General features: G+C 73.4%; 10 protein-coding genes and 1 rRNA gene. 1 reads left to right on the forward strand and 10 read right to left on the reverse strand.

Annotated elements, in window-relative coordinates; all coding sequences use genetic code 11:
• Nucleotides 1-2 precede the first annotated feature (2 nt).
• Entirely contained in the window at nt 3-1,142 is a 1,140-nt protein-coding gene (locus tag NQ707_RS08120; protein WP_055684698.1) for a bifunctional 2-methylcitrate synthase/citrate synthase, read from the forward strand.
• A 3-nt stretch (nt 1,143-1,145) separates the two neighbouring features.
• Here the strand turns inward: NQ707_RS08120 and xerD are convergent, their stop codons facing one another.
• From xerD to rrf, 10 genes are all read right to left on the reverse strand, one after another.
• Entirely contained in the window at nt 1,146-2,129 is a 984-nt protein-coding gene (gene xerD / locus NQ707_RS08125; protein WP_058730973.1) for a site-specific tyrosine recombinase XerD, read from the reverse strand.
• Nucleotides 2,126-2,806 (reverse strand): NUDIX hydrolase, encoded by a 681-nt coding sequence (locus tag NQ707_RS08130; RefSeq protein ID WP_081047877.1) that lies wholly within the window; start codon nt 2,804-2,806, stop codon nt 2,126-2,128. Before NQ707_RS08130 ends, xerD begins: the two co-directional genes overlap by 4 nt.
• Nucleotides 2,803-4,494, reverse strand: a complete 1,692-nt coding sequence (locus tag NQ707_RS08135) for a CTP synthase (protein WP_055684700.1) — start codon at nt 4,492-4,494, stop codon at nt 2,803-2,805. Before NQ707_RS08135 ends, NQ707_RS08130 begins: the two co-directional genes overlap by 4 nt.
• A 30-nt stretch (nt 4,495-4,524) precedes the next feature.
• On the reverse strand, nt 4,525-6,267 hold the full coding sequence (gene recN, locus NQ707_RS08140; protein WP_404435380.1) for a DNA repair protein RecN: 1,743 nt from the start codon (nt 6,265-6,267) through the stop codon (nt 4,525-4,527).
• Nucleotides 6,264-7,214 carry an NAD kinase gene (locus NQ707_RS08145; protein ID WP_055684702.1) on the reverse strand — a complete coding sequence of 317 codons (951 nt, stop codon included), beginning with the start codon at nt 7,212-7,214 and terminating at the stop codon, nt 6,264-6,266. The genes recN and NQ707_RS08145 overlap by 4 nt, the downstream gene beginning before the upstream one ends.
• A gap of 75 nt (nt 7,215-7,289) precedes the next feature.
• Nucleotides 7,290-8,054, reverse strand: a complete 765-nt coding sequence (locus tag NQ707_RS08150) for a TlyA family RNA methyltransferase (RefSeq protein WP_100464727.1) — start codon at nt 8,052-8,054, stop codon at nt 7,290-7,292.
• On the reverse strand, nt 8,051-8,311 hold the full coding sequence (locus NQ707_RS08155; RefSeq protein WP_151196692.1) for a hypothetical protein: 261 nt from the start codon (nt 8,309-8,311) through the stop codon (nt 8,051-8,053). The genes NQ707_RS08150 and NQ707_RS08155 overlap by 4 nt, the downstream gene beginning before the upstream one ends.
• Nucleotides 8,308-9,297, reverse strand: coding sequence for an HAD-IIA family hydrolase (locus NQ707_RS08160; protein ID WP_404435383.1), 990 nt, complete (start codon nt 9,295-9,297; stop codon nt 8,308-8,310). The genes NQ707_RS08155 and NQ707_RS08160 overlap by 4 nt, the downstream gene beginning before the upstream one ends.
• Nucleotides 9,294-10,427 (reverse strand): hypothetical protein, encoded by a 1,134-nt coding sequence (locus NQ707_RS08165; protein ID WP_404435385.1) that lies wholly within the window; start codon nt 10,425-10,427, stop codon nt 9,294-9,296. Before NQ707_RS08165 ends, NQ707_RS08160 begins: the two co-directional genes overlap by 4 nt.
• Before the next feature lie 820 nt (nt 10,428-11,247).
• Nucleotides 11,248-11,360: ribosomal RNA gene (rrf, locus tag NQ707_RS08170) — 5S ribosomal RNA — on the reverse strand; the annotation flags it as partial.

Genomic DNA, 11,360 nt, shown 5'->3' on the forward strand with positions numbered 1-11,360 from the left:
CCATGTCCGAAGAGATCCGCAAGGGCCTGGCCGGGGTCGTCGCCGACACGACGGCGATCTCCAAGGTCAACCCCGAGACCAACTCCCTGCTCTACCGCGGCTACCCGGTGCAGGAGCTGGCCGCGCGCTGCTCCTTCGAGGAGGTGGCCCTGCTGCTGTGGAACGGCGAGCTGCCCACCGAGCGGGAGCTTTCCGAGTTCCGGGAGTTCGACGCCGCCCACCGGGCGATGGACAGCTCCCTCAAGACCGTCATCGACGCGCTGCCGACCGCCTGCCACCCGATGGACGTGTGCCGCACCGCCGTCTCCGTGCTCGGGGCCCAGGATCCGGCCGCCGAGGACGACTCCCCCGCGGCGAACCTGCTCAAGGCGAAGAAGCTGTTCTCGGCCCTGCCCGCGGTGGTGGCCTACGATCAGCGGCGCCGTCGGGGCCAGGAGCTGATCCAGCCCCGGGAGGACCTGGACTGGTGCGAGAACTTCCTGCACATGACCTTCGGGGAGGTCCCGGCCCCCGAGGTGAAGCGAGCCTTCAGCGTCTCGATGGTCCTGTACGCCGAGCACTCCTTCAACTGCTCGACCTTCACCGCCCGCACCATCGCCTCCTCCCTGTCGGACCTGTATTCGGCGGTGACCGGGGCGATCGGCGCGCTGAAAGGTCCGCTGCACGGCGGGGCCAATGAGGCCGTGATGCACACCTTCGACGAGATCGGCATCCGGGAGGATGAGTCCGAGGCCGACGCCGAGCGGCGCGCGAAGGAGTGGATGGACGCGGCCCTGGGGCAGAAGAGGAAGGTCATGGGCTTCGGGCACCGGGTGTACAAGAACGGCGACTCCCGCGTCCCGACCATGCAGGCGGCGCTGTTCGACATGATCGAACACGTCGACCGCGGCGAGATGATGGGGCTGTACAAGGGTCTGGCGAAGTCCATGGACGAGGCCAAGGGCATCCAGCCGAACCTGGACTACCCGGCCGGGCCGACCTATCACCTGATGGGCTTCGACACCCCGACCTTCACGCCGCTGTTCGTGGCCGCCCGGGTCACGGGGTGGACCGCGCACATCATGGAGCAGCTGGCCCACAACTCGCTGATCCGCCCGCTGTCCGCCTACGACGGGCCAGGTGAGCGGCATCTGCCCGAGTGAGTCTCACACCGCCCGCGGATGGGCCGAGAGGAAGACCTCCCGCAGCGTGTCCGCGGTGACCTTGGTGTAGATCTGCGTGGTGGTCAGGGAGGCGTGGCCCAGCAGCTCCTGGACCACGCGGATGTCCGCCCCGCCTTCCAGGAGGTGGGTCGCGAAGGAGTGGCGCAGGGAGTGCGGGGAGACCTCCTGGGTGATCTGCGCCCGCTCGGCGGCCTTCTTCAGCACCAGCCACGCCCCCTGGCGGGTCAGGCGCCCCCCCCGGGCGTTGAGGAACAGCGCCGGGGTGCCGCGGCCGTGGGCGGCCAGCAGGGGCCGGGATCGCACGAGGTAGGCGGAGACGGCCTCGCGCGCGTAGGAGCCGACCGGCACGATCCGCTCCCGGCCGCCCTTGCCGAACAGGCGCACCACGCCCGTGGCGTGCTCCTGACCGGGCGGCGTCGGGGCGGAGAGGTCATCCCGGTCGACCCCGACGGCCTCGGAGATGCGCGCGCCGGTGGAGTACAGGAACTCCAGTAAGGCCGCATCGCGCAGCCCGGCGGGGGTCTGCCGATCCGGGGCCTCCAGGATCCGGGCCACGGTCTGCACCGGCAGGGCCTTGGGCAGGCGCTGTCCCGGGCGCGGCGGGGCCACGGCCTCCGCGGGGTCCGCGGGGGTGATCCCCTCCAGGGTCCAGAACCGGTGCATCCCGCGCACCGCGACGACGGCGCGGGCCGCGCTGCGCGCGGACAGCCCCCGCCCGCCCTCGGCGCGCGGGCGGGACAGGTGGCGCAGAAACTCCTGCACGTCCTCGGTGACGACCTCGCCGGGGGCGCGCACGCCGCGCCGGTCGGCGAGGAAGGCCAGGTAGCGCCCGAGGTCCCGGCGGTAGGAGGCGAGGGTGTTCGCGGCCAGGCCGCGCTCGATCTCCAGGTGCTGCAGGTACCGCCGCAGGCCGTCGTTCAGCTCCGGGGCCGGGGCGACGGCCGGCGCGGCGTGTGGGCGGCTCACGCCACGTCGTCCTCCCGGAACCCCGGGTGCGCCGGCCACGCGGCCTCGGCCGGACGCAGATCCGCGAAGTCCCGGCGCAGCCCCGCCCACACGGCGAGGATCGCGTTGACCGCGGACGGGGAGTGCAGACGCGAGCCCAGCACGGCCGTCGCGGCCTCCTCGATGGGCACCCAGCGGGTGATGATCTGCGCTTCCTCCTCCTCGCGGGTGAAGCGCTCGGCCTCGGGCACCGGGTCGATGCCGCGGGCCAGGAAGATCCGGGTGGCCTCGTTCGAGGCGCCGGGGGTGTTCTGGAACTCCAGCAGGGTGTCCCAGCGGGCGGCGGTCAGATCCGCCTCCTCGCGCAGCTCCCGGCGCGCGGCGTCCACGGGGGCCTCCCCCGCGACGTCCAGCAGCCCCGCCGGGATCTCCCACATCCGCATGCCGGCGGGGTGGCGGTACTGGCTGATCAGCAGGATCTCCTGCTCCTCGTTCAGCGCGGCGATCGCCACGGCCCCCGGGTGGCGCAGGAACTCGCGGCGGATCATCGCGCCGTCCGGCTCCAGCCGGAAGCCCTCCTCCACGACGTCGAAGACCTTCCCGGAGAAGATCTCCCGCTGCTCTTCGGGCTCGATCGGGCAGATCCGGTCCGCCAGCGGCTCCCGCGCCTGCCCGCCCCGGCGCTCCGACGTCGTCATCGGGCCAGCGCCGCGGCGATCAGCCCGCGGAACAGGGGGTGGGAGCGGGTGGGCCGGGACAGCAGCTCCGGGTGGGCCTGCGTGGAGACGTAGTAGGGGTGCACCTCGGCGGGCAGCTCCACGAACTCCACCAGTGAGCCGTCCGGGGAGGTCCCGGAGATCACCAGGCCGGCCTCCTCCAGCTGCTCGCGGTAGGCGTTGTTGACCTCGTAGCGGTGCCGGTGGCGCTCCTTGACCTCGGTGGCCCCGTACGCGCCGGCCACCACGGAGCCCTCGGTGAGCTTGGCGTCGTACAGGCCCAGGCGCATCGTGCCGCCCAGGTCCCCCGCGCCGTCCACGAACTGCTTCTGCTCCTCCATCGTGGCGATGATCGGGGTGGAGGTCTCCGGGTCGAACTCGGTGGAGGAGGCCTCCGGCAGGCCGACGACGCTGCGGGCGTACTCCATGACCATGCACTGCAGGCCCAGGCACAGCCCCAGGGTCGGGATGCGGTGCTCCCGGGCGTAGCGCAGGGCGCCGAGCTTGCCCTCCAGGCCGCGGATCCCGAAGCCGCCGGGCACGCAGATCGCGTCCACGTCCGCCAGCTGCCGGGCCGCACCCTCGGGATCCTGGCACAGGTCCGAGGCGATCCACTTGATGCTCACCTTGGCGTCGTTGGCGAAGCCGCCGGCGCGCAGCGCCTCGGAGACGGACAGGTAGGCGTCCGGCAGGTCGATGTACTTGCCGACCAGCCCCACCGTGACCTCGTGCGAGGGCTGGTGCACGGTGCGCAGCAGCTTGTCCCACTCGGTGAAGTCCGCGGGCTGGTAGTCCAGGCCCAGGTAGTCCAGGATGTAGGCGTCCAGGCCCTGCCGGTACAGGGTCTTGGGGATGTCGTAGATGCTCGGGGCATCCGGGCAGGCGATGACGGCCTCGGTGTCCACATCGCATGCGCTGCCGACCTTGGCCTTGAGGCTCTCGGAGACCTCCTTGGCCGAGCGCAGCACCAGGGCGTCCGGGATGATCCCGAGCCCGCGCAGGGCCGCCACGGAGTGCTGGGTGGGCTTGGTCTTCATCTCCCCGGAGGGCCCGATGTAGGGGATCAGGGAGACGTGCAGGAAGAACACGTGGCGCCGCCCGACGTCGCGGCGCACCTGGCGGGCGGCCTCCAGGAACGGCTGGGATTCGATGTCCCCGACGGTGCCGCCGATCTCGGTGATGATGATGTCCGGGGCGTCGGGCTCGCCGGTGGCCCGGCGGCGCATGCGCGCCTTGATCTCATCGGTGATGTGCGGGATGACCTGCACGGTGTCCCCCAGGTACTCCCCGCGCCGCTCCTTGGCGATCACGGTGGAGTAGACCTGGCCGGTGGTCACGTTGGCCGAGGCGTCGAGGTTCTCGTCCAGGAAGCGCTCGTAGTGGCCGATGTCCAGGTCCGTCTCGGCGCCGTCGTCGGTGACGAAGACCTCGCCGTGCTGGAAGGGGTTCATGGTGCCGGGATCCACGTTGAGGTAGGGATCCAGCTTCTGCATGGTCACGGACAGCCCGCGCGAGCGCAGCAGGCGCCCGAGGCTGGAGGCGGTCAGCCCCTTGCCGAGGGAGGAGGCCACACCCCCCGTGACGAAGATCTGCCGGGTGATCTTCCGGTCCGTGCTGTGCTGTGCCGACGCTGTCTTGGATTCATTCACCACGGGTCTCGAGCCTATCATGCGGGGTCAGGGGCGAAGGTGGCGCAGATCTCATGCGCCGGGGTGCTCGGCGGCGGGCTGCGGGGCCGCCTGGCCGGCGTCGGCCAGCAGCTCCGCGGCGTGCTGGCGGGCCGCGGCGGAGTCCTCGTGCCCGGCCAGCATCCGCGCCAGCTCGACGACGCGCTCGCCCGGATCCAGCACCCGCACCTCGGAGACCGTGGCGTCCTCGGACTTCAGGACCAGCACGTGCCGGTCCGCGTGGGCGGCGACCTGCGGCAGGTGGGTGACCACCAGGACCTGCACGCGCCGGGCCAGCATCGCCAGGCGCCGGCCGATCTCCACGGCGGCCTTCCCGCCCACCCCGGCGTCGACCTCGTCGAAGATGAAGGTCGGCACCGGGTCCACCTCGGCCAGCACCACCTCCAGGGCGAGCATCACCCGGGACAGCTCGCCGCCGGAGGCGCCCTTGCCCAGCGGGCGCGGGACGGCGTCGCGGTGCGGGGCGAGCATGAGGCTCACCGCGTCCTTGCCCTCGGGCCCGAACTTCTCGGTCTCCTCCACCTGAACGACCAGACGGGCGTTGGGCATCGCCAGGGCGGAGAGCTCCTCGGAGACGGCGGCGCTGAGCCGGCGGCCCGATTCCTCGCGCAGTGCCCGCAGCCGGTCGGCCTCCTCCTGCAGGCGACCGCGCAGTCCGCGCAGCTGCTCCTCCAGGGCTTCGGCCCGCGAGGGGTCGTCCTCCAGGGCCTGCAGGCGGTTGCGGCTGGCCGCGGCCCAGTCCAGCACCTCGGTGATGTCCGCGCCGTACTTGCGGGTCAGCTTCTTCAGGGCGGCCCGGCGGGATTCCACCTGCGCCAGGCGCCCGGGGCCCTCGGTCTCCAGATCGGAGAGGTAGCCGGAGAGCTCCTCCCCGATGTCCGCGGCCTGGATCATCAGCTCCCGGACCCGCCCGGCCAGCCCGGCCAGGGCCTCGTCCTCCTCGGCCTCCTGCAGCAGGGCGCGGTGGGCGTGATCCAGCAGGACCGAGACCGTGCTCGCCTCCAGGTCCGCACCACCGACCAGCGCGGACTGGGCCGTGCGCGCGGCGGTGCGCAGCTGCTCGACGTTGGTCAGCCGCGCGGATTCCGCGTCCAGGGACTCCTCCTCCCCCACGTGCGGGCGCACGTCGTCGATCTCCTTCAGCGCCGCGGCCAGGGACTGGGCCTCGAAGGCCCGGGCCCGGGAGTTCTCCCGGACCTCGCGCAGCTCCTGGGCGGCCTCCCGGTACTCGGCGTAGTGCGCGCGGTACCGGTCCAGCAGGTCCGCGAGCTCCTCCCCGGCGTAGGCGTCCACGGCCCGACGCTGGGCCGCGGCGGACTTCAGCCGCAGCTGATCGGTCTGCCCGTGCACGGCCACGAGGGTCTGCCCCAGGGCGGCCAGGGTCCCGATGGGCGCGGCCGCCCCGCCGACGGTGGCCCGGGAGCGCCCCGAGGCGCTGACCGTGCGGGAGAGGATCAGCTCCTGGGGCAGCTCGGTGCCGTCCTCGACCCGCACGGCCTCGCCGCCGGCCTCCTCGGCCATCTCCACGGCCGGGTGGCCCTCGGGCAGGCGCACCACGGCCTGGGCCAGGGCGGAGCGGGCCCCGGCGCGCACCGCGCCGGCATCGGAGCGGGCGCCGAGCAGCATGCCCAGGGCGGTGACGACCATGGTCTTGCCGGCTCCGGTCTCCCCGGTGAGCACGGTCAGCCCGGGGCCCAAGGGCAGGGTGGCCCCGGTGATGACCCCGAGGTCACGGATGTTGATCTCCTCGATCATGCGCTGCGGTTCTCCTTCCCAGGCTCGGGGGCGGGGGCGGGCTCGCCCTCCACGACGGGGCCGCGCCACCCGCGGGTGGGCAGCTGGAACTTCTTCACCAGCCGCTCCGAGAACGGGGCGGGGTGGATGCGGGCCAGGCGCACCGGCTTGCCGGAGCGGCGCACCTCGATGCGCGCGCCGGGCGGCAGGTCCGCGCTGCGGCGCCCGTCGCACCACAGCACGCCGTAGTGCCCGTTGGTCGGCAGCAGCTCCACGGCCATGGTCGAGGCGGGCGCGGCCACCAGGGGCCGGGAGAACAGGGCGTGGGCGCTCAACGGCACCAGCAGCATCGCCGCGACCTCGGGCCACACCACCGGCCCGCCCCCGGAGAAGGCGTAGGCCGTGGACCCGGTGGGGGTGGCCATCACGACGCCGTCGCAGCCGAAGCTGCTCAGCGGGCGCCCGTCCACCTCGATGACCACCTCGACCATCTTCTCCCGGTTGCCCTTCTCCACCGAGGCCTCGTTCAGGGCCCAGTCGTGGTGCAGCACCCGCCGTTCGCTCCACACCTGCACGTCGATGGCCATCCGCTCCTCGACCGTGTAGGTGCGGTTGACGATGTGGTCCACGGTCTCATCCAGGTCCGTGCGCTCGGATTCGGCCAGGAAGCCCACGTGGCCCAAGTTCACCCCGATCAGCGGGATGTCGGTGTGGCGCATCATCTCCGCCGCGCGCAGGATGGACCCGTCCCCGCCCAGCACCACCCCGAGCTCGACGTCGTTCAGGGCCACGGACTCGTGGATGACCTCGATCCCGGGGCAGTGCGGGGCGCCGAAGATCGTCTCGAGGTCCCCGCGACCCATGACGGGCGTCAGCCCGGCCGCCAGCAGCCGGTCGCAGGCTTGGGTCGCGGCCGCCGTGGCTTCGGGTCGCCCCGTGTGGGCGAACAGGAGGATCTTGCGGGTCATGGGGCCTTGCTCCTTCGGGGAGGATCGCGGGCGGCGTCGGGCGGGGTCGGGGTGCGCGGCGCACCGGATCCCAGCCTAGGCGAGGGGACTGACAGATCCGAGGTCTCCCGTCGGGCGGTGCAGGTGCAGGAAGTGCTCGCGGTTGCCGTCCTGGCCGGGCAGGGCGGAATCCGCCGCGGCCCGGATCTGCAGGCCGAGGTCGGCGGCGGCCTCGAGGACGGCGCGGATGCCGGCCTGCCGGGTCGCCTCGTCGCGGACCACGCCATGCTTGTCCAGCCCGGAGCGGCCGACCTCGAACTGCGGCTTGACCATGAGCACCAGCTCCCCGCCGGGGGCGGTCGCGGCGCGCAGCGCGGGCAGGACGAGGGTCAGGGAGATGAAGGAGAGATCCCCCACGGTCAGCTGCACGGGCCCGCCGATCGCCTCCGGGTCCAGGTGGCGCACGTTCAGCCCCTCGTGCACCTGCACCCGGGGATCGGCGCGCAGGCTGGGGTGCAGCTGGTCGTGGCCGACGTCGACCGCGACCACCCGGGCGGCCCCGCGGTGCAGCAGCACCTGGGTGAACCCGCCGGTGGAGGCCCCGGCGTCCAGGCAGCGCCGCCCGGCCACGACGACGTCGGGGAAGGCCCGCAGCGCGCCGTCGAGCTTGTGTCCGGCCCGCGAGACCCAGTCCGCCCCCGGGCCCGGCAGGATGCGCACGGGCACCTCCGCGGCGACGTCGAGGGCGGGCTTGCGAACCTCCCGGTGGTGGACCAGGACCCGCCCCTCCCGGATCAGCCGGGCGGCCGCGGTGCGCGAGGGGGCCAGACCCGCGTGCACCAGATGCCGGTCCAGCCTCATCCGCGCGTCTCCGGGTCGACGCGGGCCTCTCCCGGTGCCGCCGGCGCGGGGCTGGGCTCGGCGTCCAGGCGGGTCCGCAGGGCCCGATGCAGCTGGTCGTACAGGGCGGCGTGCTCGGCCACCGGGACGGCGTCGAAGCGCTGCAGCAGGGCCTCCAGCTCCTCGGCGGAGCCGTGTTCGGCCAGCCGCCGCGCCGCCTCCTGCACCACCCGCGACGCCTCCTCGGCCCGCGGGTCCCCCGTCGGCTCCGGACTCACCGCCATCGCAGCTCGGGCTCCGTCGGCTCCTCGGCCCGGGGATGCACGGCCCACCAGGCGGCGCAGGCGACCCGCCAGAGCAGGACCTCCGGGCCATCCCCGCGCACGGTGACGCCGGCGGCGTCGGCCTGGGCGGTGATCCCGTGCAGCTCGGCGCGGGCCTCACCGCCGTCCGCGTTCACCCGCGGGGCGGCGTAGTCCTCGAACAGCTCGCCCAGGTCGGCCAGCAGGTGGTCCGGTCGCTGGTCCGCCGGGGCGCGCAGCACGTCCTCCCAGGTCTGCACCCCGGTCATGACGGCGGCGCTGGGCAGGTCCGCCCGGTGCGCCCCGAGGATGTCCGTGTCCAGTCGGTCCCCGACCACCAGCGGCCGACGCACGTCCAGCCGCTCGACGATGGTGTGGAAGATCGCCGCGCCGGGTTTGCCCGCCACGAGGGGCTCCCGCCGGGTGGCGGTGGCCACGGCCCGCACGAGGGTGCCGTTGCCGGGGGCGATGCCCCGCTCCTTGGGGATGGTCAGATCCGTGTTGGAGGCGATCCACAGCACCTGCTCGTCGGCCAGGGTGTAGGCGGCCTCGGCCAGGTCCTGCCAGCGCAGCGTCGGCTCGAAGCCCTGCAGCACGGCCCGGGGCTCCTCCCCCGGCGCGACGACGCGCAGTCCGGCGTCCCGGGCGCAGTCGGCCAGAGCCTCGGCCCCGCAGATCTGCACGGGCGCGCCCGCGCCGAGCCGGTCGGCCGCCAGCCGGGCGGCGGCCTGCGCGGAGCTGACCACGTGCTCGGCGTCGGTGTGCAGACCCAGGACGTTCAGGTGCTCGGCCACGGTGCCCACGGAGCGCGAGGCGTTGTTGGTCACGTACGCCACCGCGACACCTTCCCGCTGGGCGCGGTTCAGCGCGGGCACGGCCCCCGGGATGGGATCGGGGCCTGCGTAGACCACCCCGTCCAGGTCGGAGAGGATCGCGTCGAAGGATGCGAGCAGGTGGCTCATGCGCGCCCGGCGTCCCCCGCGTTGTCCCGGGCGATGTCCTCCTCGACCTCCCGCAGCTCCGGCGGCATCCCGCCGGTCGTGGCGGCGTCGTCATCGGCGACGTCCTCGGTGACCACGTCGCCTTCGATCTCGGTCTCGTCGGTGGCCTCGGGGTCCCCGGGATCCTCATCCTCCAGGTCGGTCTTCTCCACGACGTCGCCCAGCTCGGTGCGCAGCTCCTCCTCGCCGGTGCGCTCCACGTCCGGTTCGACGTCCTCGAGCGCGCCGCCGAAGCCGGTGCGGTCCTCGGCGACGGCCGCGAGGCGCTCGTCATCGTCGGTCTCGGCCTCGGCGCGGCGGCGCTGGGCGGCGGCCTCCTCCATCTCCTCGGGGGTGGGCTCCTGTTCGGCCATCTCGATTCCCTCCTCGTCCTCGGGCTGCTCATCCGGCAGCACGTCGATGTCGTAGATCTCCGGTTCCGCGAACTGTCCCTGCCCCAGGGCGGCTTCGGCGACGGCGGCCAGCCGGGACCACCGGGCGGCCTCCGCCTCCCGGCCCAGCGCCTCGAGCACGTCCGCGTAGGCGGAGTACAGGCGCGGGCTGTAGGAGAAGGCGCGGCGGGGGTTCAGCTCGGGGATCTCCAGGGCGCGCCGGGCGGCCTCGAGGTCTCCCGCGTCCTGGTGGATCCCGGAGACCACCATGGCCAGCTCGGCCTTCTGCTCGGCGCTCAGACCCTCCAGGGCCTCCTCGTCCCGGGCCTCCTCCAGGGCCTTCGCGGTGCGGCCCAGGGCCCGCTGCGCGTCGACGATCAGCGGCAGGTGCTCGTGGGATCCGGTCATGCGCCGGTGGGTGCGCAGCTCGCGCAGGGCGGTCTCCCAGTCCTCCGCGGCATAGGCGGCGACGCCGGCGGCCTCGCGCACCGCGGCAACCCGTCCGGCCCGGGCGACGGCGGCCTGGGCGTGCTCGAGGGCGAAGTCCGGGTCCACGTCCAGGTACAGGCTGGTCATCACCAGGTGCCGGGAGACCACCTCCGCGTTGTCCGGCTCGAGCACCCGCAGCTCCCGCTGCACGGACTTGTCCAGCTCCTTGCCGGTGACCTCCTCGTCGATCTCCGGGGCGGGTCCGCGCGAGGGCCGGTAGCCGCTGCGCACATCCTCCCGACGCTGCTCCCGACGCCGGTCGAACTGGCCCCGCGGGTTGCGCTCGGCGTCCTCGCCCCGCCGGTCCTGCCAGGACTGCGGGCGGGATCCCCCCCCGCGGAACTCGCCGCCGAGCCGGGACGCAGGCCCGCGGCGATCCCGGTCCTGACGGGGACGGTCCTGACGATCGCGATCCTGACGCGGACCGTCATCGCGACGACGGTCCTGGCCGAAGCGCTCATCCCGGCGATCCTGCCGGGGGCGATCCCCCCGGTCCTCGAACCGACCGGACCCGCGGCGACGATCAAAGGAGCCACGGCCTGCACCGGCGGAGCCGCGACGACCGTCGGAGCGGCTCTCGTCGCGGCCCCAGCGCGGGGAACCGGAGCGGCCCCGCCCTCGATCGGAGGCACCGCTGGGGCGATCGCGCCTCCGGTCCCCCGACCGATGCCCTTCGTGCGGACGGTCTTCAGCCACGCTGTGCTCCTTCTGCTCACGTTCTCTCGACGCGGTCCGGCCACCGGGACCACGGGGGATCCCACGGCTCAGGCCGACCGCGTCGCTGCTCGCCACCAGTCTACGGAACCGGACACCGGTGCATCGCCACCGGTGTGCGGGAACCTGACGGCCGAGTGCGGGCACGGAGCAGCACGGGCCTGTGGGTGCGCCGCCCCGGAGGGTCGGGAAGGGTCCTGGGCACGAAAAAAAGGGGGCCCCAACCGGGACCCCCACCACCCACAACCACGGACCCCGCCAAGCCCCGCACATCCCACGGGCACAAAAAAAGGGTGGGGATCCCCGACCGGGGACCCCCACCACATCAAAAAATGAATCTCGGCGGCGACCTACTCTCCCACACACCTACCGGGTGCAGTACCATCAGCGCTAAGAGCCTTAACTACCGGGTTCGGAAAGGGACCGGGTGTACCCCTCTTGCCATAACCA

Origin of the sequence: Rothia sp. BD8 (genome assembly GCF_044878465.1) — a bacterium.
GTDB classification, from domain to species: Bacteria; Actinomycetota; Actinomycetes; order Actinomycetales; family Micrococcaceae; genus Rothia; species Rothia kristinae.